This is a genomic window from Maribacter litopenaei (assembly GCF_025244665.1).
Classification (GTDB): Bacteria; Bacteroidota; Bacteroidia; order Flavobacteriales; family Flavobacteriaceae; genus Maribacter; species Maribacter litopenaei.
Map to the genome: position 1 here is coordinate 530,951 of NZ_CP104205.1, position 24,650 is coordinate 555,600.

Below are 24,650 nucleotides of genomic sequence, written 5' to 3' on the forward strand. Positions count from 1 at the left end.
TTTTTACGGCTATTTTTAAAAATGGCTCTAAAAGAAAGGGTGAATTATTTAAGTCAAACTTATAAACCTAATTTTTTGCTCGCTTTAGTCGTGCAGATACTTTTTATTGGTTGCTCCGATCCCATTGAGCCGAATTTGAATTTAGGGAGGGGCTAATTTATATTGATGCCTTGGCCTCTACGGAAGAGGGCACTTCATATGCTATTATTAGCCGGACAAAAAATCTTTTTGGAATAAATCAGGCTGTTGAGGTTACTGGAGCCATGGTTTATTTTTTAAATCAGAATACAAATACAAGAATAGTATTAAGTGAGTTGGAAGGTGCGTATTTTCCACCTTCAGACTTTAAGGTACGCGAAAATGAATTATGGTCGTTGGAAGTCATTCTTGATGATGGTAGAATATATCTATCGGAACCGGAAAAAGTACCGGTGCCAATTCCTAATACCTCCTATAAAGTTCTCTACAAAAAACAACTTCTGTACTCGGAAGCTTACAAAGGATTTGTTCCTGGGCATGAAATTGCAGCAACTTTCAATGACCCATCAGGTGAAAACAATTTCTATTATTGGAGGTTTAAATCTTTTGAAAAACTCATTAACTGTAGAGTATGTAATGATTATCAGGTTTTAAGGGATGGTAATTGTATTGTTGTAAACCAAGGAGCGGATGATTCTCCCTTAAAATACTACTACACTTATGAATGTGAAGAAGATTGCTGGAGAATACGATATAGTCAAAATATTAAATTGTTTTCAGATGAATTTGTTAATGGTCAAAAAGTGATGCAATTGCCAGTAGGGGATATTCTATTATATACGAATGATAACATTTTGGTACAGATGCAACAATTCTCTATTTCCCAAAAAGCGTATGGGTATTTTAAAACCCTTAAAGATTTGGTGGATAATAATGGTGGATTTAATGCACCCCTTCCAGCAGCATTGGTTGGAAACCTTTTCAATGAGGAGAACTCTGAGGAATTTGTTCGGGAAGGTTTACTGTCGCATCGAGTAGGGTAACCCCTATTTTAATTGAAAGAATATTTATTGAGGAATCTCAACTAGAACAACGAATAATTACCAATCCGGAAGGAAATGAAGTGCCACCATTAATGGTGACTATGGCACCATGTATTTCGGGAAGGTACAGAACCTCTAATTTGCCAGTAGGTTGGCCGGAATAAATAATTTATGATTCGAAATATTTACAAACAATTTATTTTTTATCGTTTTAAGTCGCTTTTATGGGCCTTTGTCCTATTTGTTTTTCAGGGATGCATTGACCCAGTATCACCTGAATATGACTATGAAGATGGTTTGATTTTTATCGAAGGTTTTGCAAGTTCCACTTCAGGTGCCTCCTATGTAGCCATTAACGAATCTGTTACCGAGTTTGGCATTAGAGGATTAAAGTTTGTTACAGGGGCATCTGTCAATTTGGAAAACCTTAATAACGGCACATCTGTAAATTTCACGGAATCGGAAGATGCTTATTTAGCCCCACAGGATTTTAGGGTGGCCCCTGGTGAACGTTGGAAACTTACAGTGATAATGCCAAATGGGACTGTATATGAATCCGAGCCCGAAATTGTTTTAACCCCGGTTCCAATAAACGATGTCGAAATAAAATTTGATAGTGAATTAGAATTTAGGTCATCACTTAACAAATTTGTGTCCGGTCATAGAATATCGGTCAGTTTTGATGATCCCTCCGAAGCGGAGAATAATTATTATTGGAGCTATCGCTCTTTTGAAAACCTTGATTACTGTATTAGATGTCAAGAGGGTATTTACAGGGATGGTGAATGTATTCCTTATGATTTATCTCGGTCAGCAATTAAGGTATTTCGATTATATATGCGAGACGGATTGCTGGAAAATTAGATATCCCGAGAAAGTAAACATTTTTGATGACAAGTTTTCTAATGGCAAGACAGTCTCTGGTTTGGAAGTTGGAACCTTACCCTTGTATACGAAAGAAGATATGGTAGTAGAGGTACAACAATTCTCGTTAACTCCGGCAGCTTACCAATATTATAAAGTCTTAAAGGATATTGTGGATAATGCATCAGGATTCAATGCTCCACCACCGGCTGCCTTAATCGGAAATTTGTACAACGTGAATGATCCAGATGAATTTGTTTTAGGAAGATTTACCGCCGCTGCCTCGTCTACGATCAATGTTTTTGTAGAAAGGCGATTTATTGATGGGGCTCCTACGGAGACAAGGCAACCACCAAACATAAACACAGAACCAACAATTGGGTCTCCTTTTCCCCCACCACCCACACAATTGGCTCCCTGTGAAGAATCAAGATATAGAACTTCCATTGAACCAATGGGATGGCAATAAAAGCATACAAATGAGAAACCGGACCCAACATTTTTTAGTAGTTATACTACTTCTTATAGGTATTACATCAAAAGCACAGGATGCTACTTTATCCTTTATCGTTTTAAATGAAGAAACGAATCTCCCATTGGAAAATGCCCAAATCTCAATTAACCCATGTGCCTGTGGTGGTGTTACCAATGAGGCTGGCAGATTTTCAATAGACCTCCCAAGAGGGGATTATAATGTGTCTATAAACTACATTGGATTTACAAAGGAGGTTTTAACCGTTCAATTGAACCAGAGTAAGGTTGTTACAGTAAAATTATGGCCACAGGAGGAACAACTGTCTGAAGTTGTTGTAAGGGCAAAGCGAATTTTGGATAATTTGGAGACTCCACAAATGGGTGCACTGGAATTAAATGCCCAAGAACTAAAAAAAATTCCGGCTGCTGTTGGTGAGTTTGACGTATTGCGAGGAATGACATTGTTGGCAGGTGTAAACAATGCCGGGGAGCTTAGTAACGGGCTTTCAGTTAGAGGCGGTTCATTGGACCAAAACCTGTTACTTTTTGACTATGCCCCTGTCTTTAATCCTACCCATCTTTTTGGATTGTTCTCTGTATTCACACCTGAGGCGGTTTCCTCGGTTGACCTATACCGTGCGAATATTCCTTCTAGATATGGCGGAAGAACCACTTCGGTATTGGATGTTAAGGTAAAGAACCCGTACACAAATAAGTTTAAATTAAGTGGCGGGGTAGGTATTATATCCAGCAGGCTGGCTATAGAAACCCCTATAATTCAAGACAAACTCATGGTGAGCATAGGTGGTAGGGCGGGCTTTACAGATTTCCTGTTGCCTTTATTCTCTGAACGCTTAAAAAATACAAAGGCAAATTTTCAAGATGCAACTTTAAAATTACTGTATTTGCCTACGGAAAATGATCAAGTGTCATTTACAGGTTTTTATACAAAGGATTTTTACCAATTAGATCTGATAACTAAAATTCAAAACATAAATGCAGAAAGTAATCAATATGATTTTAGGACGTTGAACGGAACCTTAAACTGGACACATAGCTTTAGTAACGATATGATTATTAGGAGTTTACTTATTTCGAGTGATTATAACCCTAAAACTATTTTTCCGAGCAGGAAAGCGATAATGAAATAGAGTTTGATTCTGGAATCAATTATTTAAGTTTTGTTTCGGAACTATCCAATACTATAAACGATAAAGTCGACTATTACGGGGGAGTTCAAGTCAATAAATATACCATTCAACCGGGTAACTTAGATCCCGGCAACGGTAATAGTATTTTACCAGTGGATTTAGCACAAGAAAACAGTTATGTTTTTTCCGGATACGGAAATTTGAATTGGTTATTGGGTGAGAGGTTTAAGTTTTCCGCAGGATTGCGTTTTAATCATTTTGTATTTGTCGGGCCTTATACACAGGCTTTTTTCGATGATATCACCGGGGAAATTGTAGGATCCACTTTTTTTGAAAAGGGAGCTGGTGTTAAGACCTATAATAATTTGGAACCGCGATTAGGGCTCAATTTTAAAATTGGTGAGGTAACCTCCCTTAAGGCCAGCTATGCTAGGTTGAATCAATATTTACAGAATGTCTACAATTCAACAACCCCACTGCCCACTTCGCGGTGGAAAACCTCCGACCCCAATATAGTCCCCCAAAGTAGTGATGCTTATGGTTTTGGTATTTATACCGGGGTGGCGGACAATACAATTGAACTTGGACTCGAAGGTTACTACAGGACTTCGGACAATAATCTTACTTATAAACCTGGAGCCAATTTCTTTCTACAGGAGTATTTGGAAAGGGACATTGTACAGGCGGAAGGAAAGGCTTACGGGGTTGAATTAAGTTTTAGAAAGCCAAAAGGTAAATTTAATGGATGGTTCAATTATACTTGGTCTAGAAGCCTATTAAAGTCTGAGAATGAAAAATTGGCCGATCGAATCAACAACAATGATTGGTTTGCTTCCGATTTTGATCGTCCACATGTGTTTAATGGGACCGTGAATTTTGAGGGAGATCCTTACAACACATGGAGTTTCAATTTTACAGCGCAAACGGGAAGACCCTATACGGTTGCTAATAGCGTATTCAAAATAGAGGATCTTGATGTTCCCATATTTTTAGAAAGGAATAATGCCGGATTACGCCCCTATCATAGATTGGATTTTTCATGGAAAGTGTCTTATGGTAAAAACCCTAATAGAAAATGGAAAGGGGATTGGATTTTTACAATTTACAATGTTTATGGTAGGAAAAATCCATATAACGTTTATTATACCCAAAGGCAGGGAGCAGAAGATGGAAATATCTTTTTAAATAGTCCTCCGGGTTCTTATGAACTTTCAGTGTTAAATAGTCCCTTACTTGCGCTAACCTACAATTTCGTTTTTGACTAGTTACTGCTTCACAAATTTCTTTTGAATTTTTTGTTCAGGTGAGTGAATGTAGAGAAGGTAGATGCCAGGTTCTAAATTCGCTATGGGAATATTCAGGGCATTATTTCTTATTTCCCACTGATAGTTCATTAGTGGGTTTCCGTAACTGTCCGATATCACAATGGTAGCTTTTTTTGAATTATGGAGTCCTAGCACGTTTATGACGTTGGTTGCGGGGTTGGGAAAGACTTTTATTTGCTCAGACGATGATTTTACGTCTGTCGCTGTTCCTTGTTGGGAAAACAGGAAGGCGCTAAATAAAAAACTTAAAAGCACAACGATTCGCTTCATTGATCCAATCTTTACCACGAGATAATAAATCAACGTTTTCAAAATTCGCTTTAGTGTCCTTTTAAGATAGTTTAACTATTTAATGTGCAGGGAATCCAAAAAGGCGGTTCTAGATATAAAGGGGTGTTATTTTGACCAAATCCCCAATTATTAGGTAACAGTTAGGGTAATATCGCATAGAAATTGGCGAAAATTCTTGTTTTGGTGACCACAAATGATATGCAATTTTGTACCGTATAATTTTTAATATACGGTGTTATGAAGCATAGAAAAATATACCCAACAATTTGGCAATCCATTCCATTCTCACTGGATACCATGGAACAGTGGGACGATAAAGGAAATAGAATAGAAGATTTAGTCTTGGTAAATGATATGGCTATACAAAGAAGTGTGTCCGAAATGATATTGAACGTTGCTCAAATATCGATTGTGGACGATAGCGGTATGGAACATTTCATGACCAAGTTTAAAGGAAACGAGGCCCTAAACCTAAAGGGTTTACATACTGGATTGTTCTTAAAGACCAAAGATGCAATTGATTTAAAGCCTGGTAATTACAAATCATTCAGGTTCCATCTAATGGGCCAAGGCAATTATTTTTTCAATAAGGAAAGAAATATGGAGGCTGTTTATGGTTTTTCGTTTTTGGAATTTAATATCCAAAATGGATTGATTGTAACCGGTAAGGAATCCAAACAGGTCATTCTCCGTTTCGATTTTGTCCCTTGTTCTTTTAGGAGTTATTTTAAACCCATTTTGAGCCTATTCAAAAAGTCTAAAACCGTTACCTATAAGTGGGCCAATAGCTTAGGTCAGTAAACCAAAACGATGTAAAAAGGCACCCGATCAGGGTGCCTTTCTTTTTTGAAATATTTCTTGAACTTAATGCGCGACCAGCCAGTTTTCCCCCATGCCCAGTTCCACATCCAAGGGAACAGCCAGTTTGTAGGCATTTTCCATTTCAGACTTTATTATTCCCTTAAGTTCTTCCAGTTCGGGTTTGTAAATGTCAAAAACCAATTCATCATGTACCTGTAACAGCATTTTGGATGTATATCCTCCTTCGGTCAATTTCTTGTGGATATTGATCATGGCAATTTTAATGATATCGGCTGCGCTACCTTGAATGGGCGCGTTCACTGCGTTCCGTTCGGCGGCACCTCTAACCACGGCATTGCTTCCATTGATATCCTTTAAATAGCGCCTACGGCCCAATACAGTCTGCACATATCCATTTTCACGGGCAAAATCTACCTGTTCGCTTATATAGTTTCTGAGCTTTGGATACGTTTTGTAATAGGTGTCTATAAGTTCTTTTGCTTCCGAACGCGATAAATCGGTCTGATTACTGAGTCCAAAGGCCGAAACCCCATATATAATACCAAAGTTAACGGTCTTGGCATTGCTTCGTTGCTCCCTTGTGACTTCTTCTATGGGAACATTGAAAACCTTGGAGGCCGTTGACGCATGGATATCCTCACCATTTTTAAAGGCTTCTATCATAGTATTCTCTTCACTCAAGGCCGCAATGATCCGTAATTCTATTTGAGAATAATCAGCTGCCAACAATGTGTAGTCATCGTTTCTTGGGACAAATGCTTTCCGTACCTGTCTTCCTCTTTCCGTTCTAATTGGAATGTTTTGCAGGTTGGGGTTGTTACTACTTAGGCGGCCAGTGGCAGCTACGGTCTGCATAAAGTCCGTATGCACCCTTCCTGTAGAAGGTTCTACCTGTTACGGAAGAGCGTCCACGTAGGTGCTTTTTAGCTTGGTGAGACCTCTGTAATCAAGAACGTTCGGATTATTTCATGGTCTTGGCCAAGTAGGAAAGCACATCCTCTGCCGTGGAATATTGTCCGGTTTTAGTTTTCTTAGGTTTGTCTACGAGCTTCATTTTGTCAAAAAGGATTTCTCCCAATTGTTTCGGCGATCCAATATTGAATTCTTCCCCGGCAGCCTGATAGATTTTTTGTTCCAAGTTGGCGATATCGTTCTCCAAATCCTTGGAGAGGGACTTTAAAAATTCAATATCCAAATTGATGCCTTCCAGTTCCATATCCGCTAAAACCTTCAATAAGGGTATTTCGATATCCGCGAAAAGATCGTCCGTTTTTGCTTCCGCCAACTCAGGCCTAAAATGTTGTGCAAGTTGAAAGGTGATATCAGCATCCTCCACCGCATATTCCGTTTGTTTATCCGGAGGTACTTCCCGCATGGAGAGTTGGTTTTTTCCTTTTTTGCCGATGAGCTCTGTAATGGAAATGGGGGTGTAGTTCAAATAGGTTTCGGAGAGTACGTCCATATTATGCCTCATATCCGGGTTGATGAGGTAATGGGCCAACATGGTATCGAAGAATTTTCCCTGAACCTTTATGTTGTATTTGTCCAACACCTTGATATCATACTTTAAATTTTGGCCTATTTTTTCAATGTCCTTGGACTCAAAAAATGGTCGTAATTCCTCTATCAGCTCTTTCGCCTTTTCCCGCTCCTCAGGAAATGGAATATAAAATCCTTTGGTCGATTCCCAAGAAAAGGCAATGCCCACCAATTCTGCCTCTAAGGGGTTGATGGAGGTGGTTTCGGTATCAAAACAAACCGAGGATTGCTTCATTAAGTTCTGAAGGAACAATTTCATTGCCATACCCGGGGCCACACTCTGATACGCGTGGGGTACATCTGCTATAGTATTCCTACTGGAGGTATTTTTTATGGTGGCTGGGGATGCTCCGTCCCCACCAAAGAGTGAGAATTGCCCACTCCCTGCGGAAGCGGCTATTTTTTGGGCAGTTTCCGTACTTGTAACCTGCGTTTCCGTAGTCTCCTCCTCACCAGAAAATATTTTTATGAACTGCTCCTTAAGCCGCCTAAACTCTAATTCCTCAAATATTTTTTGAACCGCTTCACTGTCCGGAACGGAAAGTTCATAGTCTTCTGCATTGAAGGTAACGTCACAATCAGTGCAGATGGTCGCCAGTTTTTTAGAAAGCCGTCCAAGCTCCGCATTTTCAATAATCTTCTCCTTCATCTTTCCTTTCAATTGGTCCGTATTTTCCAAAAGACCTTCCAAGGAACCGAATTGTTCAATGAATTTTTTGGCCGTTTTGTCACCTACACCGGGAAATCCAGGAATATTGTCACTGGCATCGCCCATCATGCCCAAGTAATCGATTACCTGGTCCGGGCGTTCCACCCCAAATCTTTTTTGAACTTCAGGAATACCCCGGATCTCAATACCATTGCCCATTCTGGCGGGGCGGTACATAAAAATGTTCTCCGATACCAATTGACCGAAATCCTTATCCGGGGTTACCATAAATACTTTGTAGCCTTCTTTTTCCGCCTGTTTGGAGAGTGTTCCAATAATGTCGTCCGCTTCCCATCCTTCCGGAATTACGGAAGGTATGTGCATGGCTTTCAAAATATCTTGGATATATGGAATCGCAATACGAATAGCATCGGGGGTTTCATCCCTATTGGCTTTGTATTCGGGAAGAGCTCCGTTCTTTCCACACTTCCGCCTTTATCAAAACATACGGCCAAATGATCTGGTTTTTCTCGCTTAATCACGTCGAACAAAGAATTCATAAAACCCATGATGGCGGAGGTGTCCATCCCTTTGGAATTGATTCGTGGGTTTTTAATGAGGGCATAGTATCCTCTAAAAATCAATGCATAGGCGTCCAGTAAAAACAGTTTTTTTTGTTCTGACATTTTTAAGAATTAAAGGTGAGAGGTTAAAAGTACAAAGTTTGTTTTGAAAGAATGCGACCACCATTCATTGGATCCTAGGATTTTAAATAACTACCTGAAGGATTGTTAACATGCCCCTCAGTCGTATAGGTCCTGAAAGTAAAACCTGGGTGTATGCAATAGGCACCCGTTTCACCTTGTTTGTTGATGGCGATAAACCCAATTTGGAAATCCTGCTTATCCTTGTTTTTGGCGATGATGCGCTTAACACCTTCCTCACAGGCTTCTTGGGGAGATTTGCCCTGGCGCATTAGTTCCACAATCAAAAAACTACCCACGGTGCGAACCACTTCTTCCCCAACTCCCGTAGCCGTGGCACCACCAACCTCATTGTCCACAAAGAGACCCGCGCCAATTATAGGGGAGTCCCCAACACGACCGGCCATTTTATAGGCCATTCCACTTGTGGTACAGGCACCGGCGATGTCCCCATTTTTGTCTATGGCCAACATGCCAATAGTATCATGGTTTTCTATATTGATAATGGGTTTATATTGGGATGTTTTTTTCCACTCCTCCCATTCCTTTTTTGATTGCTTCGTCAATAAATTTTGTTTTTCAAAACCTTGTTCATAGGCAAATTGTTCCGCTCCTTTGCCAACCAACATAACGTGGGGTGTTTCTTCCATTACTTTTCTAGCTACTGAAATGGGATTGGCTATATTTTGAATGGCAAGTACCGCTCCGCAATTGGCATCTTTGTCCATGATGCAGGCGTCCAGCGTCACATTTCCATCTCGATCCGGTCTACCTCCATTCCCAACGGTCCGGTTGTCCAGATTGTTTTCTTCAACCATGACCCCTTGATGAACGGCGTCCAAAGAATTTCCGCCTTTATTCATGACTTCCCAGGCCTTCGCCGTCGCATTTCCAAAATCCCAAGTGCAGATAGCTATTGGAATACTTCCTTTTGAAGGCTCTATAGGTTTTTTTCGGGTTTCCGATGATGCTATTATGGGAACAGTTAATATACCGGCAGTGAGAGCACTGGAATTTTTTAGAAACTTTCTTCTTTGCATTGCTTTGGTTCTTTACTTTTAAGAAATTAAATATAAGAAGATGCTAGTAGAAGTCTGTGCTAATTCTGTGGAATCTGCCATCAACGCGGAACGGGCGGGAGCCGATAGAATTGAGTTGTGTGCCGAGTTGGCCGTAGGAGGAATTACACCTTCCTATGGACTGATGAAAAAGATTAAGGAACAGGTTTCTATTCCGGTTCATGTGTTAATACGGCCTAGGAGTGGAGATTTCACTTATTCCAATGTTGAGTTCGAGGTTATGTTAAAGGATATTGAAATGTGCAAGAAATTGGGAATGGAAGGAGTGGTCTCAGGAATATTACATACCGATTTTGCATTGGATGAGAATAGGACGGCCGCATTGATAGATGCATCCAAGGGGATGAAGTTTACCTTTCACAGGGCCTTTGATTGGGTAAGAGATCCTAAAAAGACCATGAAGGTTTTGGATACCTTAAAGGTCGATTATGTTTTGACTTCAGGGCAAAAAAAATCGGCTCATGAGGGACTACCACTTTTAAAGGAGTTAAAGAAGCTTTTTCCGAGTGTTTCGATCATGCCGGGTTCGGGTATTAATGAGGGGAATGTCTCGTCATTCTTGGAAGTAGGATTCGAGGCAGTACATCTATCCGGAACAAAATTTCATCAAACGTTGGCCTCCCCACCACCTATATCCATGAATTCAATATCCTTTCTGAACGATGACAAACTGGGTGTTTCAAATTTTGAAACAATTAAATCCGTGGTGGATAAGGTTAAATAAAATCAAAATAAACCCCTTTCCTGTCCATCATAAAATATATTTGTAAAAAAAAGCATGCTACGCTGGATAATATTTGTTCTCATATATTTAGGTCTGAGTTTTTACATCGTTCAGGCGTTACGATCGCTTTTTAGGCAACCATGGGTGTATCTCATATACATTCCGGTTTCCATGGCTGTTTTGATCAACTTTATATATCAATTTACGGCAGGGGAGGAGGCAGGCCGCGTTTTAAGCAGGCCAAAAAGTTATGCCTTTGGTTTTTTGTTGACCATGTTATCGTTTAAGCTTGTCATTATTCTTTTCTTGTTTTCTGAGGATATTTTTAGACTACTTTCAGGTACTTACCAAAAGCTCTTTGGGGCTTCCAAGGAGTTTAGCCTTCCCGAAAGAAGAAGGTTTTTGGCAATGATTGCAATGGGTATAGCGGCCTTGCCATTCGGTGCCTTGTTATATGGGATGTACAAGGGCAAGTACAATTTTAAGGTACTTAAATATACCCTAGAATATGAGGATTTGCCCGATAGTTTTGACGGCTACCAAATCACCCAAATATCGGATATCCATAGTGGTAGTTTTGATGACCGTAAAAAAATTGAATACGGTGTAGACCTTATCAATAGGCAAAAAAGCGATGTATTACTTTTTACTGGGGATATGGTGAACAACAAGACCGAGGAAATGCTGCCATGGGCAGAGTTGTTCAGTACGTTGGAGGCCAAGGACGGTAAGTTCTCTGTGTTGGGCAATCATGACTATGGGGATTACATTCCTTGGGAGACCGAAGAGTTGAAACAACAAAATTTACAGGATTTAAAGGATCTACAGAGAAATATTGGATTTGACCTACTGTTGAACGAACATAGATATCTTCAAAAGGGGAAGGACCGCATAGCCTTGGTTGGGGTAGAGAATTGGGGAAAGGGAGGTTTTAAAAAAGCTGGCGACCTTAAAAAAGCGTCCTCTGAGATACATCCGGATGACTTCACCATTTTGATGAGCCATGATCCGTCCCATTGGTCAGAGGAAGTGCTTCATGATGACAAACATTACCACTTGACCTTAAGTGGACATACGCACGGGATGCAATTTGGTATTGAAATACCAGGATGGATAAAATGGAGCCCCGTAAAGTGGCGATATCCACATTGGGCAGGTATTTACAAAGAGTTAGGCCAATTTATTAATGTAAACAGGGGTTTCGGTTTTTTGGGCTATCCAGGTAGGGTAGGCATATGGCCGGAAATAACGGTCATCACTTTAAAAAAGAAGTCATTAACATGATTTTAACTCAGAGCATTGTGTACAATACATTTGGCTAGCGTTGTATTTTAACATTTTTTATTACATTTGGCTACTAACGTAAAGCCGATTCTATGTCTAAATTTGGTGAACTTATAGACTTGAATGTACCAGTTCTCTTGGATTTCTATGCCGAATGGAACGAACAATCTACCTCCATGCATCCGGTTATGCGCGATGTAGCCGCTGCCCTAGGTGATAAGGGTAAGGTTATTAAAATTGACGTGGACAAGAATAAGGAACTTTCCCAGGCCTTACGTGTAAAGGGCCTTCCCACACTTATGATTTATAAAAAGGGCGAAATGGTTTGGCGCCAAAGCGGTGAGCAGGATGCCAAAACCCTAATTGGTATACTGAACGAATACGTTTAGTACTATTTTTATTCTCTCAAAAATTTTCTCAATCTTCTACTCTATTGGATTGCCAATAGTATCCTGAAGCAAATCCGTAGTAGTATTATCTGTGCTGATCGTATCGCTCATCGGTAGGGTGTCAATTATCATATCAGGGTTACTTCTAAATTCCCCTTCCGGCATTTCAAGACTATCCTCATCCTTATAGAAATGTTGAAATTTATCAATATACTCATTGAAAATCAACGTTTCCTTTTCGGCAAAATCCTTTTCGTCATTGGCAATCACCGTATCAATGTTTCTTCGATATGCTTCCATATCGGCGATGATATCGTCAATATTGCTATACTGTTCGTCCAGGCTGGTAGAAGCATAATACTCCAATCGCTCTTGATATTTTTTCTTTAAAACACCGAATAGATCTCCGGCCTTCATAGTTTCTCCCACTTTATAATAACCATCTATAAACGGTTCTACCAAGGAGTAATAACCGAATATCTCAACGGGCATATTGGTCAAGGATATCTCGATAATTTCCTTCGCCCTATCCATTTTGTTCTCTTTAATAAGGGCCTCCATCAACCGGGCCAGATTTCCCCTATAACTTACACTCTGTATCCTTGTCTGTGTGTCATGATAGATGCTCTCGTCACCTGCGTTGCCCCAATTCCACTTTTTAACGATATCGTACATGAGGTCTGTGTCAATTCTTCCCATTTCAAAAGAATTGGGTCTTTCTGTTCTTATGGGGATCAATTTATAGGCAAGACCATCCAATTGCAGGTAGTCCTTCATCCAAAGATATTCCGCATCATCAAAACTACCTCCGAGAAAAATAAAGGGGACGCTTCCAATCATTATTGGCAAGGATGTCCAACATCATCATGCTTTTTTTGGTAATCGCATTAGGTAAATTAATATCAATGTAGTCCACAATCAAAGCGGAATCCTTTGGCTTGACCAATCCACTTTCCGAACATTCTTTTTGTTCACCGGTACCCTAATTTTGTTGGTAGGATAATAGACCATATTCAATATATTTTCTGAATAATTGCTAATATCGGCGCCATTTTGCTCTAGAAGATATTTGTACTTTGTTCTAGGTTTATCACTATCGATCCAATTGATAAAGTCCTGAATGGGCCATCTGTTTTCGGTAATCCCTTGATGGTACAATACATCCCTTGTACCAAATCTATATTTGTCATGTTCTATTTGTGAAGGGATAGGGTCGCTATCATAGGCCTTTCGTTTCATTTGGTCTATGTACCAATCCGTTTCGAACAGGCTGGTGCATACAATACGGACATCTGTACGGTACTTTTCTATTTCTTGGGCGTACCACAACGGAAAGGTGTCATTGTCCCCTATGGTGAACAGAATAGCACCGGCATCTTCTTGGCAAGAGTCCAAATAGGACGTGGCAGAGGAGTTGGCCGTAAATCTATTGGAACGATCATGGTCGTCCCAGTTTTGAAACGCCATCACTGTTGGTACTGCAAATAAACAAACAACCACCACTGCAGGAGCCAAGACCTTTGGGGTAATTAAATCTTTAAACCCATCATACAGTCCATACACACCTAGTCCTATCCAAATGGCAAAAACATAAAAGGAACCTACTAAAGAATAGTCGCGCTCCCTAGGTTGAAAAATATATGGGTTGGTATAAAATTGAATGGCAATCCCAGTAAAAAGGAAAAATACCATTAATACCCAAAATTGTTTGGGGTCTTTAGAAACTTGAAATACCAGTCCTATAATTCCCAATAAAAGTGGCAAAAAGAAATACGTATTCCTACCTGGGTTGTTCAAGATATCACTGGGTAGGTTATCTTGACTTCCAAGCCTTGCGCTGTCAATAAAATTGATGCCACTTAACCAATTTCCGTTTTCGTTATATCTGCCTTGAACATCGTTCTGTTTCCCCACAAAATTCCACATGAAATAGCGCATATACATGTAATTGAACTGGAATTCAAACATGTATTTAATATTGTCCCAAACAGATGGTGGTTCTACTTCAATAAATTCGCTAAACCTTTTAATGAAACCTATATATTGATCCGCGTCTATTTCACCGTTCGCAAATCCTGTTTTTACCTGATTAATGGCTTCTGCAAGGTCCGCGTTATATTCGGTCATTTTAAAATCCAAGGGGCCAAAATATCTCATGTAATTTTCGGCATGCTGTGAACTCCACATCCTGGGCAAAATGCCTTCATGCTTTGGATTGGGACCTTGTTCGGAGTTTTTATACTTGTTTACAATGATATATTTGCCCAAAGTATAGTCCTTTTCATATTTGGGTTTACCATCCCTGTCTTCTCCGGCAGGAGCAAACATATCTGAATAATAGGAGCCATATACAGGGCTGTCCACACCTGGGTATTGTTCCCGGTTATAATATGCCAATAGCGCACGCGCATCTTCCGGATTGTTTTCGTTGATTATCACCTGGGCGTTGGCTCGTATGGGCAGCATCAACCAAGATGAGAAGCCCGGAAAAAGGAACATTAAGCAAAGCACAATCGTGTTTGCAACCTTGTAATTGTTTTTTCGAGTGTAGTTGAGTCCAAAATAAAAGGCAGCAATAAAAAGTAGGCCTATAATAATAGAACCGGAATTAAAGGGTAGGCCGATGGTATTAATAAAGAAGACCTCTCCCCAGCCAAACAACATAAGTACATAGGTGAGGGAAAATTTATAGACCAACATTAAAATGGCAATCACTATGATATTTGCCAAAAGGAAATTTTTTACTGTCGTCTTTTTATAGGTCTTAAAATAGTATAACAGCCCTATCGATGGAATGGCCAAAAACCCCATAAACTGAATTCCGAAAGTGAGGCCAACCACAAAGGATATTAAAACAATCCAACGGTCTCCCCGGGGGTCGTCCAAGTTGTCTGTCCATTTTAGACCTAGCCAAAGCAGTAAGGCCATTATAAGGCTAGCCATGGAATATACTTCTGTCTCTACAGCATTGAACCAAAAGCTGTCCGAATAGGTAAAGGCCAAAGAACCAATTAAACCACTACCTAGAATGGCAATGGCTTTACTATTTGTAAGTGAACCATCCTTATCCAATAATTTTTGGGTGATGTTCGTAATGGTCCAAAACATAAAAAGAATGGTAAAGGCACTGGATACCCCGAAAACCAAATTCACCATCATAGCCACTTGGCTAGGTTCTAAGGCAAACATGGCAAAAAAGGCCCCGATCATTTGCAATAAGGGTGCTCCAGGAGGGTGACCAACCTGTAATTTCGCTGAAGTCGCAATGTATTCCCCGGCATCCCAAAAACTGTTGGTAGGTTCAACAGTGATAAAGTAGGTGATAAATGCAATGAAAAAGACGGCCCACCCAAGAAGGGTGTCCCATTTTTTGAAGTTCTTTGAAAACATGGAACCTTGGTTAAAGCTATCCGGCGAATTTACTAATTAATATAGATACCTACCCATTATTTTTATAAACCTTTAACAGGCAAGTAAATAGGTGTTTTTACTTTTTTGGTCTAAAAAATGTTTGCTCAAATCAAACTTTGTTTTAAATTTGCACGCTCTTATAGGTATTGGCCCATGGTGTAATGGTAACACTCCGGTTTTTGGTACCGTCATTCTAGGTTCGAGTCCTAGTGGGCCAACTAATAAGATTATTAAATCCTAACATCATTCGATGTTGGGATTTTTTGTTTGTATTTTATTTTGTCGGGAAATTTGCGATACACATGGTAAAACTAATGATGCTCAAGTTCAAGTTTTATAAGGCGTATGTATACTTGTTTGGTAAATCTCAACAAGGGAGTTTCTGTTAAAATCCGTGGGAAATCTTGATAGCGGATTTAGGTAGATTATGAGGGATTTTAAGTTAGGAATATTCGATTTCTAATTCTTGATAACTTACTTTCTCAACAATACTTGCTCTTTGTCCAGCTTCCCCTTTATACAGATCCTTGCTAACTGGCCACGTTTCCAGTTCCTCATCAACCAAATCATCGGAAATGACTTCGTTTATTTGGTCTTCAGAAAGTGTGGAGTCCAACCAAACCTCAATATCCATTTCTTGGAGAATTACCGGTCTACGATTTTTTTTATTGTGTATTTTGGCAAATAAAGGAGTAGCTACCTTTGTTAGAATGGAATACGTGATAATACCATCGTCAGTAACCGTATAAATACCGGCCAAACTTAAAGGATTATCATCTTTTCTTTTGAAGTAGAATGGGATTTTAAAATTGTTTTTAGCAGTATGGGGTTCAAAAAACCCTTGTACAGGAACTATGCATTTTTTAAAGCCTCTATAGTTGGCAGATGAAAATAATTTTTCTGACCTAGCATTTAAACCTGAACCATATTTTACCGTTTCCTTGTAGTATTCGTTCAAATCGGTTTTGGATTTATAGAGTGGAACCAAGCCCCATGTTGCCCATATAAGCTTGCGAGGGTTTTCTTCTGTGATAATTAATGAATTGTGATGGGCGAAACCATTGTTAAAGTATCTCTTGTACTCTTCTTCAGGTTCCGTGTAAACATATTTATGATCAACCCTGTAATATCTTTCAACAATTATTGGGTCTCCAAACTCTTGGGTAGAAAAACACATAGTCCAGTATATTATATAATTTTCTAAATGATTTCAATCGGTGCTCCTTAAATCTACAATATGTCCATTGAATAAACTTTCAATCAATGTAAATGGGCCTACTATTTTGTAAATCGCATACGAGCAAATGGATTTTACATTGAAAGCAGAAAATCCGCACTTTCCTTTAGTGCCGTTTTAGGATCCTTTACTAAATCCTGTTCCACAAAAAAATGTTCTACCCCATTTTCCATTGCTACGGGTAAAATACTTTCAAAGTCAATGATTCCCTTTCCTGCGGATGTCATATTCGGAAAAAGTTCCGTCCACTGTTGAGGATTGCCACCATCTCCTGCAAAGGTCTTTAATTGGGCCATATCCTTAACGTGCATGCATCGGTAGCGTCCGGAATATTTATTTAAGTAATGCTTCGGGTCTGCTTTTCCGGCTATCGTCCAAAATATATCCATTTCCAAAAATACCAGTTCCGGGTCAGTCCCATCCAGTATGATTTCCAAAGGTATTTTTCCATCAACAGGAGACAGGCCGTATCCATGATTATGGTATGTAAATTTTACGCCGACTTTTTTGGCGTTTTCACCTATTTCATTGAAAATATCCGCCAGTCTCTTGTAATCGTCCATGTTTGTGCGTCTTTCTTCCGGGATGGCAGGAAGCACCACAAATTCAGCGCCCAATTTGTTGGCAGCTTCTCCCAATTGTGGCATCCTATTTTCCAAGGTGCCCAAATCCGTATGCATAGAAGGAGCTAAGATGCCATATGATTCCAATATCGTTTTTATTTCTTCAGGTTTTCGGCCAAAATAGCCACTGGCACTAAATCCCAATAAGGGTTCCAATGATTTCCATCTTTCTTGGGCTGCTGGCTCACTGAAGGGGTATGGGCCATACAGTTCCACTTCCTTGTATCCCATGTTTGAAAGAAGTGCAATGGTGCCCTCAAAATCATCTTCAAGTAGTTTGGGCAATGACCATAGTTGGGCTCCAATATTATTCAGGGTAGGGGTGGTTCCAAAGGAATTTGCAAAAATATTCCTGGGAATAAATGCACTGGTCATGGATAAAAGGCCAAGCTGGCCCAAAAATGTTTTTCTTTTCATTTTTAGTCTGATAAGGTATAGTATTAAAAGTATAAAATTTCGGGTTAACGTACTTCATATAAATGTTTGGTGCCTTATGGGAACTAAGACCTTTTTCAAAAGCAATGCTCCTTCCCTTTTGCCGATGTAATCATATTTTGGGCGGATAAGTAGATTCGCACAAACTATATTTTGTACTTTGCCCATTGATTGGGTCAAGAATTAAATGGAAGTAGATAGTATTTTTTCGTGACGCTATTTAGTTTTGTCCCACTCTTAAAACTGAATGTTATGAAGTTGACCGCAAAAAGTTTAAAGATTATCTTGGTTGTAGTGCTACTTGGTTTTGGTGTGGGCATATATCTTCAGGATCAACAACATCAAAAGAGCACCCAACATGCATGGAAGGCCAATAGATACAATCTTTCAAGATTTGATAAGATTACCGAATACAATAAAAAAATGAACGCTGCCAACTGGAAGATAATGAGGGACAGTATCCAAAGTCAGCTAGATACCTTAATGATTTTAAGGTTTAGAAGAGAGGTGGATAGTATAAACGATTTGAACATTCCGGAAGAAAAGGCACAGACCGCAGGTTTTTTCGGGGTATCTCATTAAGTGCCTTTTTTAGGGTGCATCATCTTCCAATTCGTTGTCCACATCCATTTTTTTAGGAGTTCCTTGCTCCTCGATGTTATTCGCAATGCCATGGGAAGCGTTTCTTAATAAGTCTTCGGCCCTGTTTCTTTCTGCGTATTCCTCGTCTATTTCATCTAAAAGGGTTCCCATTTTACGTTTATCTTTAATCATGGCCCAGGTCATAATTAAGCTAGTGGCTATGATTACGAATAACAAAATACCTGATTCAAAATCGGGAACTTTGGCTTGGTTGGGTATCGCATAAAATAATAAAACGGTAATGAGTCCGCGTGGTGCAATATAAAGTTGAGGTTGAATATCAGCACCCATAAAAATTCTGAGGATGGCAAACCTGATAAGGTAGATAGAGGCGATTATGGCAAGACTTGTAAGCATAACGGTAATGCTTAGCAAAGAACTTAGGACTATGGTAATACCAAATATGACAAAGAAAAAGGTTCTTACTACAAAGGCTGTTTCCAGGGTAATGATATGTAATTCGTGGTAGATTTGTTTCATTTTTGCCTCTTCTAGGAACACCTTTATTTTGCCAGGGAAAAAGAGGTGAATGTTCTTTACCATCAAGCCAAATATTAGGATGATAAGTAAAGACGATAAATGGAGTTTTTTACCAATGGCATACAAAAGCAAAAGCACGGAGATTAGTAGGAATAACTTTGCCTGACTTTTTATACGTTGAAAAATTAGAATGATGGCATAACTGGCGATGAGGGCGATAAGAATCGTTACCGCTAAATTGATGGTAAAACCTGTAAAGCGCGTAATCTTCAGAAGGATTAATTCCTGCAATGAGAAAATAGAACATCATAATTCCCATAATATCGGAAAAGGTGCTTTCATAGACATGGAATTCCTTCTTCTCCTCTGAAAGCCCTCCCACACTTGGGATGATGATGGCACTGGACAAAATGGATAATGGGGTAGCGTAAATAAGTGCTTTTTGCATATCCATGCCGGGAATAAATTGATGTAAAATAAGTGCGGCGGCATACGCGGAACCAACCAAACCTATTAGCGCTATGGCCATAGACTTTAAAATAGGAACGAGTTTTTCTCTTTTTAGTTCTAATTCTAAAGAGGCTTCTAGTACGATCATTATTAGACCCACGGTACCTAGGATCTCAAGTGATGACGTAAAGTCTCGGAATTGTAGGAATTAGGAATCCAAGACCAATTTTTATAAGGATTCCTAATGTAATAAGCATTAGTACCGCCGGAATATTGGTTTTTTTGGCAATGCTGTTAAACCAAAAGGACAGTATTACAACTATAGCTGCTTCAATAATGACATTGTAGGACGAGAAAATTTCCATGCAATTGGTATGGTTGGTTAAGGGTAAATTTAGTTTATTTTTTAAGTTGAGAGGTTTCGCATAAAATTTTGTCAGCATAAACTTTTTATAATTTTTCAAATTATTCAATTGTAAAAGAAGATGTTATTGCGGGGAACAAAGATTGTTGTATATTTGCATCACTGAAAGAATAAGGAGTATTCATGAGGGGACATTAGTCCCCTCTTTTATTACTTGGTTTTTTATGCTAAAGGAAAAGGTAAGGGTATTGCTGGAAAAAGGATTGGAAGAAGACCCTTCGCTATTTTTGATTGATTTTACAGTATCTGCGGACAATAAAATAAAGGTTATCATTGACGGTGACCAAGGGGTTTCGGTCAATGATTGTATCAAAATAAGCAGGGCCATTGAGCATAATCTGGATAGGGAAGAGGAGGACTTCGCCCTTGAGGTGGCTTCGGCCGGGGCAACTGCCCCTTTGGTGATGCCCGAGACAATATAAAAAGAATATTGGAAGAAAATTGGAAGTCGAGACATCCAATTCTTCATATGAAGGCAAGCTGACCCAGGCTAACGAAGAGTATATCGTGTTGGAATGGAAGGCTAGGGAACCCAAACCTGTTGGTAAGGGAAAAGTTACGGTTCAGAAGAGAGAGGAGATACCCTTTTCTGATATTAAAAAAGCAAAAGTTGTATTAAAATTTTAATTGTAATTACCAATGGAAAATATTGCGTTAATTGAATCTTTCTCGGAGTTTAAGGATGACAAGTTCATAGACAGGGTAACGCTCATGGCTATTTTGGAGGATGTTTTTAGAAACGCCCTAAAAAAGAAGTTTGGGTCAGATGATAATTTTGATATTATCATAAATCCGGACAAGGGAGATTTGGAGATTTGGCGTAACCGTGTGGTGGTGGAAGATGGAGAGGTTGAAGACCCCAATGAGGAAATATCCCTTACGGAGGCTCGTAAGATAGAGCCCGATTTTGAGGTGGGTGAGGATGTATCGGAAGAGGTGAAGTTGATCAATCTTGGTAGGCGTGCTATTTTGGCACTTCGTCAAAATTTGATTGCCAAGATCCATGAGCATGATAACACTACAATTTATAAGCAATTTAAAGATCTTGAGGGAGAAATTTATACTGCCGAAGTACACCATATACGTCATAAGGCGGTTATTTTGTTGGACGATGAAGGCAATGAAATTATCCTTCCCAAGGACAGGCAAATTCCATCTGACTTTTTTAGAAAGGGAGATAATGTTAGGGGTATTATAGAAAGTGTGGAGCTTAAAGGCGCCAAACCAACGATTATCATGTCCGAAGCTCCCCTTTGTTTTTGGAGCAATTATTTTTTCAAGAAATCCCGAAGTTTTTGACGGTTTGATTACTATTAAAAAGGCGATCCGAATTCCAGGTGAAAAAGGCGAAGGTGGCAGTAGATTCATACGACGATAGAATTGATCCTGTCGGGGCATGTGTGGGTATGAAAGGGTCTAGGATCCATGGAATAGTTAGGGAATTGGGTAATGAGAACATTGATGTAATCAATTGGACGTCCAACCCTCAATTGTTGGTGACCAGGGCGTTAAGTCCGGCAAGGGTCTCTTCCGTTAAATTGGACGATGAGAAAATGACTGCGCAGGTCTATCTTAAGCCGGAGGAGGTATCCAAGGCAATTGGTAGGGGAGGTCACAATATTCGCTTGGCGGGTCAATTGACAGGTTATGAAATCGATGTGTTTCGGGAAGGTGTTGAGGAAGATGTTGAATTAACGGAATTCTCAGATGAAATCGATGCATGGATCATTGAAGAGTTTAAAAAAATAGGATTGGATACCGCAAGAAGTGTATTGGATCAGGATGTGGACGATCTAGTAAAGCGTACAGATTTAGAGGAAGAAACAATTATCGAAGTTGTGCGTATCCTAAAAGAAGAATTAGAAGATTAGCTATATATTAGCGGTTAAATAAAAAGAACGGGAATCAGTATTTATGGCAGATAATCCAAAAATAAGACTTAATAAAGTTCTTCGAGAGCTTAATATCTCCTTGGACAGGGCAGTAGATTACTTGAACAGCAAAGGACATGATGTGGACGCAAGGCCGACCACAAAAATATCCGATGAGGTGTATCAGGTGCTGCTGGACGAGTTCCGGACCGATAAGAGCAAAAAAGTTGCTTCTAAAGAGGTGGGAGAGGAAAAGCGAAAGGAAAAGGAGGCCATACGAGTTCAATTAGAGCAGGAACAGGAAGAGCGAAGATTGGCTCGTGAAAAAAGGAACGCTGCCCAAGAAGAGAAAAAACTTGTGGGGAAAGTCGAACTTGCAGGGCCAAAAACAGTCGGTAAAATTGACCTGAATCCCAAGAAAAAAGAGGAAACACCGCAAGTTAAGGAAGAGGAAAAGCCTAAGGAAAAAGAGCCGGTTGCAGAAGAGCCTAAAGTAGAGGAGAAAACGCAAACTGATACTCCAGTCGTTCAAAAAAGTAAGGAGGAAGCTCCTGAGGCCAAATCAGATGCTCCGGAGACTTTGGAGACCCAATACAAGAAATTATCGGGACCAAAAATTACCGGTGATAAAATTGACCTTTCCAAGTTTCAAAAACCTAAAAAGAAGAAAGAGGAAAAAAGCAATTCCGACAGTTCCGACCGTAAGAAACGAAGAAAGCGTATTGTAAGTAAAAATACTTCCGGCCCAGGACAGTCCTCAAAGGGCGGTAATTCCAACGACCGTAAGGGCAATAGACGATTTTCAGCCCCTAAGGTAGAGCCCACCGAGGAAGACGTTCAGAAGCAGGTACGTGAGACCCTGGAAAAATTACAGGGTAAATCCAAGAAAGGGAAAGGGGCCAAATATAGAAGGGACAAAAGAGATCAGCACCGTCAGCAGACCGAGAAAGACCTTGAACAACAGGAGCTGGAAAGCAAGATCCTTAAGGTTACCGAGTTTGTAACCGCAAGTGAGGTCGCTACGATGATGGATGTATCCACTACAGAGATTATTTCAGCCTGTATGTCCCTTGGTATAATGGTAACCATGAACCAACGTTTGGATGCGGAAACCTTATCCATTGTTGCTGAAGAATTTGGTTATGAAGTGGAATTCGTAACGGCGGATATTGAGGAGAGTATCGTAGAAGAGGAGGATGCACCTGAAGATTTGAAACCAAGGGCACCCATTGTCACCGTAATGGGACATGTGCACCATGGTAAAACATCTTTACTGGACTACATTAGGGAAGAAAATGTAATTGCGGGTGAAAGTGGTGGTATTACCCAACATATCGGTGCATACGCGGTAACCTTGGATAATGGTCAAAAAATTTCTTTTCTGGATACTCCAGGTCACGAGGCATTTACGGCGATGCGTGCGAGAGGTGCCCAAGTAACGGATATTGCCATTATTGTAATTGCGGCGGATGATGATATAATGCCACAAACCAAGGAGGCGATTAGTCATGCCCAGGCGGCCGGTGTACCTATAGTATTTGCAATAAATAAAGTGGATAAGCCAACGGCAAATCCTGATAAAATTAAGGAAGGGCTTGCACAGATGAACTTGTTGGTGGAAGATTGGGGTGGTAAAATCCAATCTCATGATATTTCTGCCAAGACTGGACAAGGTGTGCAGGAACTTTTGGAAAAAGTGTTGTTGGAGGCCGAATTACTGGAGTTGAAGGCCAATCCTAACAAATTGGCTTCCGGTACTGTTGTAGAGGCATTTTTGGACAAAGGAAAGGGGTACGTGTCCACGATTTTGGTGCAGGCAGGGTCCTGAATATTGGAGATTATGTCTTGGCAGGTACCACGAGTGGAAAGGTGAAGGCCATGCAAGATGAGCGAGGCAAAAACGTGACCAAAGTAGGCCCATCCCAACCGATATCCATATTAGGTCTTGATGGAGCTCCACAAGCAGGTGACAAATTCCATGTACTGGAAGATGAAAGGGAGGCCAAACAAATTGCTGCCCGAAGATCTCAATTGCAGCGCGAACAATCTGTTAGAACCCAGCGTCATATTACCTTGGATGAAATTGGTAGACGTATTGCCTTGGGTGAATTCAAGGAATTGAACATCATTCTTAAAGGTGATGTGGACGGTTCCGTAGAGGCATTAACGGATTCGTTCCGGAAATTATCCACCGACGAAATTCAGGTGAATATTATTTACAAAGCAGTAGATCCAATAACGGAGTCAGACGTATTGTTGGCATCGGCATCTGATGCCATCATTATTGGATTTAACGTACGCCCAATGGGTAACGCCAAGACCATGGCTGAAAATGAGGAAATTGATATTCGTATGTATTCCATCATCTATGATGCCATAAATGATCTTAAGGATGCCATGGAGGGAATGCTTTCTCCTGAAATGAAGGAAGAGATTACCGGTACTGCTGAAATTAGGGAGACCTTTAAAATATCCAAAATTGGTACTATCGCGGGTTGTATGGTGACCAGTGGTAAAATTTACAGGAATTCCAATATACGTCTCATCCGAGATGGAGTTGTTATCTATACTGGAGAATTGGCATCATTAAAGCGATTTAAGGATGATGTTAAGGAAGTTTCAAAAGGGTATGATTGCGGACTTCAGATTAAGAACTACAATGATATCAATGTAGATGACATAGTGGAAGCTTTCCAAGAGGTAGCGGTTAAGAAGAAGTTGAAATAGTAAATTATTTAAGAAATTTAAGAAATAAAAAAA

17 protein-coding genes, 1 tRNA gene and 5 pseudogenes are annotated in these 24,650 nt (G+C 39.9%); 14 read left to right on the forward strand and 9 right to left on the reverse strand.

The features are described 5' to 3' along the window. The first annotated feature begins 170 nt into the window (after nucleotides 1–170). From NYZ99_RS02765 to NYZ99_RS02785, 5 genes are all read left to right on the forward strand, one after another. Nucleotides 171–1,022: a DUF4249 domain-containing protein gene (locus NYZ99_RS02765; RefSeq protein ID WP_420845176.1), complete on the forward strand. Its 852-nt coding sequence runs from the start codon at nucleotides 171–173 to the stop codon at nucleotides 1,020–1,022. 171 nt (nucleotides 1,023–1,193) lie between these two features. Next, complete coding sequence (locus NYZ99_RS02770; RefSeq protein ID WP_260573429.1) at nucleotides 1,194–1,886, forward strand: DUF4249 domain-containing protein; 693 nt, start codon at nucleotides 1,194–1,196, stop codon at nucleotides 1,884–1,886. Continuing rightward, nucleotides 1,819–2,355 carry a DUF4249 domain-containing protein gene (locus NYZ99_RS02775; protein WP_260573430.1) on the forward strand — a complete coding sequence of 179 codons (537 nt, stop codon included), beginning with the start codon at nucleotides 1,819–1,821 and terminating at the stop codon, nucleotides 2,353–2,355. The genes NYZ99_RS02770 and NYZ99_RS02775 overlap by 68 nt, the downstream gene beginning before the upstream one ends. Continuing rightward, nucleotides 2,306–3,511, forward strand: a complete 1,206-nt coding sequence (locus NYZ99_RS02780) for a TonB-dependent receptor (protein WP_260573431.1) — start codon at nucleotides 2,306–2,308, stop codon at nucleotides 3,509–3,511. Before NYZ99_RS02775 ends, NYZ99_RS02780 begins: the two co-directional genes overlap by 50 nt. A 53-nt stretch (nucleotides 3,512–3,564) precedes the next feature. Beyond that, nucleotides 3,565–4,776 (forward strand): TonB-dependent receptor plug domain-containing protein, encoded by a 1,212-nt coding sequence (locus tag NYZ99_RS02785; protein ID WP_260575320.1) that lies wholly within the window; start codon nucleotides 3,565–3,567, stop codon nucleotides 4,774–4,776. Here the strand turns inward: NYZ99_RS02785 and NYZ99_RS02790 are convergent, their stop codons facing one another. Next, nucleotides 4,777–5,106 (reverse strand): T9SS type A sorting domain-containing protein, encoded by a 330-nt coding sequence (locus NYZ99_RS02790; RefSeq protein ID WP_260573432.1) that lies wholly within the window; start codon nucleotides 5,104–5,106, stop codon nucleotides 4,777–4,779. A gap of 258 nt (nucleotides 5,107–5,364) precedes the next feature. Here NYZ99_RS02790 and NYZ99_RS02795 point away from each other — a divergent pair, with 258 nt between their 5' ends. After that, nucleotides 5,365–5,928, forward strand: coding sequence for a hypothetical protein (locus NYZ99_RS02795; protein WP_260573433.1), 564 nt, complete (start codon nucleotides 5,365–5,367; stop codon nucleotides 5,926–5,928). Nucleotides 5,929–5,991: 63 nt separating this feature from the next. Here the strand turns inward: NYZ99_RS02795 and polA are convergent. Together polA and NYZ99_RS02805 are read right to left on the reverse strand one after the other, a co-directional pair. Next, a pseudogene (gene polA / locus NYZ99_RS02800) lies at nucleotides 5,992–8,823 on the reverse strand (DNA polymerase I). 74 nt (nucleotides 8,824–8,897) lie between these two features. Continuing rightward, nucleotides 8,898–9,881, reverse strand: a complete 984-nt coding sequence (locus tag NYZ99_RS02805) for an isoaspartyl peptidase/L-asparaginase family protein (protein WP_260573434.1) — start codon at nucleotides 9,879–9,881, stop codon at nucleotides 8,898–8,900. 40 nt (nucleotides 9,882–9,921) lie between these two features. Between NYZ99_RS02805 and NYZ99_RS02810 the strand changes: the two genes are divergently transcribed. From NYZ99_RS02810 to NYZ99_RS02820, 3 genes are all read left to right on the forward strand, one after another. Beyond that, on the forward strand, nucleotides 9,922–10,644 hold the full coding sequence (locus NYZ99_RS02810) for a copper homeostasis protein CutC (protein WP_260573435.1): 723 nt from the start codon (nucleotides 9,922–9,924) through the stop codon (nucleotides 10,642–10,644). Between the two features lie 54 nt (nucleotides 10,645–10,698). Continuing rightward, entirely contained in the window at nucleotides 10,699–11,928 is a 1,230-nt protein-coding gene (locus NYZ99_RS02815; protein ID WP_260573436.1) for a metallophosphoesterase, read from the forward strand. A gap of 92 nt (nucleotides 11,929–12,020) precedes the next feature. Further along, on the forward strand, nucleotides 12,021–12,317 hold the full coding sequence (locus NYZ99_RS02820; protein ID WP_094996132.1) for a thioredoxin family protein: 297 nt from the start codon (nucleotides 12,021–12,023) through the stop codon (nucleotides 12,315–12,317). Between the two features lie 36 nt (nucleotides 12,318–12,353). Here the strand turns inward: NYZ99_RS02820 and NYZ99_RS02825 are convergent. Further along, nucleotides 12,354–15,707, reverse strand: a pseudogene (locus NYZ99_RS02825) (glycosyltransferase family 117 protein). A gap of 168 nt (nucleotides 15,708–15,875) precedes the next feature. On the opposite strand from NYZ99_RS02825, the gene NYZ99_RS02830 reads away from it, so the two are divergent. Next, a tRNA-Gln gene (locus NYZ99_RS02830) sits at nucleotides 15,876–15,946 on the forward strand. 224 nt (nucleotides 15,947–16,170) lie between these two features. Here NYZ99_RS02830 and NYZ99_RS02835 read toward each other — a convergent pair. Beyond that, a complete protein-coding gene (locus tag NYZ99_RS02835) occupies nucleotides 16,171–16,905 on the reverse strand; it encodes an SOS response-associated peptidase (RefSeq protein ID WP_260573437.1) in 735 nt (244 codons plus the stop codon). 134 nt (nucleotides 16,906–17,039) lie between these two features. Beyond that, nucleotides 17,040–18,005: a sugar phosphate isomerase/epimerase family protein gene (locus NYZ99_RS02840; protein WP_260573438.1), complete on the reverse strand. Its 966-nt coding sequence runs from the start codon at nucleotides 18,003–18,005 to the stop codon at nucleotides 17,040–17,042. A 270-nt stretch (nucleotides 18,006–18,275) separates the two neighbouring features. On the opposite strand from NYZ99_RS02840, the gene NYZ99_RS02845 reads away from it, so the two are divergent. Beyond that, a complete protein-coding gene (locus NYZ99_RS02845) occupies nucleotides 18,276–18,605 on the forward strand; it encodes a hypothetical protein (protein WP_260573439.1) in 330 nt (109 codons plus the stop codon). A 9-nt stretch (nucleotides 18,606–18,614) separates the two neighbouring features. On the opposite strand, the gene NYZ99_RS02850 is transcribed toward NYZ99_RS02845, so the two are convergent. The 3 genes from NYZ99_RS02850 to NYZ99_RS02860 are packed head-to-tail and all read right to left on the reverse strand — an operon-like array spanning nucleotide 18,615 to nucleotide 19,960. Further along, nucleotides 18,615–19,208 carry a cation:proton antiporter gene (locus NYZ99_RS02850; RefSeq protein WP_260573440.1) on the reverse strand — a complete coding sequence of 198 codons (594 nt, stop codon included), beginning with the start codon at nucleotides 19,206–19,208 and terminating at the stop codon, nucleotides 18,615–18,617. Between the two features lie 46 nt (nucleotides 19,209–19,254). Continuing rightward, entirely contained in the window at nucleotides 19,255–19,743 is a 489-nt protein-coding gene (locus NYZ99_RS02855) for a cation:proton antiporter domain-containing protein (RefSeq protein ID WP_260573441.1), read from the reverse strand. A gap of 25 nt (nucleotides 19,744–19,768) precedes the next feature. Beyond that, nucleotides 19,769–19,960, reverse strand: coding sequence for a hypothetical protein (locus NYZ99_RS02860; protein ID WP_260573442.1), 192 nt, complete (start codon nucleotides 19,958–19,960; stop codon nucleotides 19,769–19,771). 223 nt (nucleotides 19,961–20,183) lie between these two features. Here NYZ99_RS02860 and rimP point away from each other — a divergent pair. The 3 pseudogenes from rimP to infB all read left to right on the forward strand — a co-directional run bounded on the left by rimP (nucleotide 20,184) and on the right by infB (nucleotide 24,617). After that, nucleotides 20,184–20,646 (forward strand): annotated as a pseudogene (rimP, locus tag NYZ99_RS02865) (ribosome assembly cofactor RimP). Between the two features lie 12 nt (nucleotides 20,647–20,658). Continuing rightward, nucleotides 20,659–21,890, forward strand: a pseudogene (gene nusA / locus NYZ99_RS02870) (transcription termination factor NusA). A gap of 43 nt (nucleotides 21,891–21,933) precedes the next feature. After that, a pseudogene (gene infB, locus NYZ99_RS02875) lies at nucleotides 21,934–24,617 on the forward strand (translation initiation factor IF-2). The last annotated feature ends 33 nt before the right edge of the window (nucleotides 24,618–24,650 follow it).

Bases quoted from the DNA above. Each gene is read 5' to 3' on its own strand.
- NYZ99_RS02770 (WP_260573429.1), top strand. From the start codon at position 1,194: ATGATTCGAAATATTTACAAACAATTTATTTTTTATCGTTTTAAGTCG.
- NYZ99_RS02775 (WP_260573430.1), top strand. From the start codon at position 1,819: ATGATTTATCTCGGTCAGCAATTAAGGTATTTCGATTATATATGCGAG.
- NYZ99_RS02790 (WP_260573432.1), bottom strand. From the start codon at position 5,106: ATGAAGCGAATCGTTGTGCTTTTAAGTTTTTTATTTAGCGCCTTCCTG.
- NYZ99_RS02795 (WP_260573433.1), top strand. From the start codon at position 5,365: ATGAAGCATAGAAAAATATACCCAACAATTTGGCAATCCATTCCATTC.
- NYZ99_RS02805 (WP_260573434.1), bottom strand. From the start codon at position 9,881: ATGCAAAGAAGAAAGTTTCTAAAAAATTCCAGTGCTCTCACTGCCGGT.
- NYZ99_RS02810 (WP_260573435.1), top strand. From the start codon at position 9,922: ATGCTAGTAGAAGTCTGTGCTAATTCTGTGGAATCTGCCATCAACGCG.
- NYZ99_RS02815 (WP_260573436.1), top strand. From the start codon at position 10,699: ATGCTACGCTGGATAATATTTGTTCTCATATATTTAGGTCTGAGTTTT.
- NYZ99_RS02820 (WP_094996132.1), top strand. From the start codon at position 12,021: ATGTCTAAATTTGGTGAACTTATAGACTTGAATGTACCAGTTCTCTTG.
- NYZ99_RS02835 (WP_260573437.1), bottom strand. From the start codon at position 16,905: ATGTGTTTTTCTACCCAAGAGTTTGGAGACCCAATAATTGTTGAAAGA.
- NYZ99_RS02840 (WP_260573438.1), bottom strand. From the start codon at position 18,005: ATGAAAAGAAAAACATTTTTGGGCCAGCTTGGCCTTTTATCCATGACC.
- NYZ99_RS02845 (WP_260573439.1), top strand. From the start codon at position 18,276: ATGAAGTTGACCGCAAAAAGTTTAAAGATTATCTTGGTTGTAGTGCTA.
- NYZ99_RS02850 (WP_260573440.1), bottom strand. From the start codon at position 19,208: ATGGTAAAGAACATTCACCTCTTTTTCCCTGGCAAAATAAAGGTGTTC.
- NYZ99_RS02855 (WP_260573441.1), bottom strand. From the start codon at position 19,743: ATGATCGTACTAGAAGCCTCTTTAGAATTAGAACTAAAAAGAGAAAAA.
- NYZ99_RS02860 (WP_260573442.1), bottom strand. From the start codon at position 19,960: ATGGAAATTTTCTCGTCCTACAATGTCATTATTGAAGCAGCTATAGTT.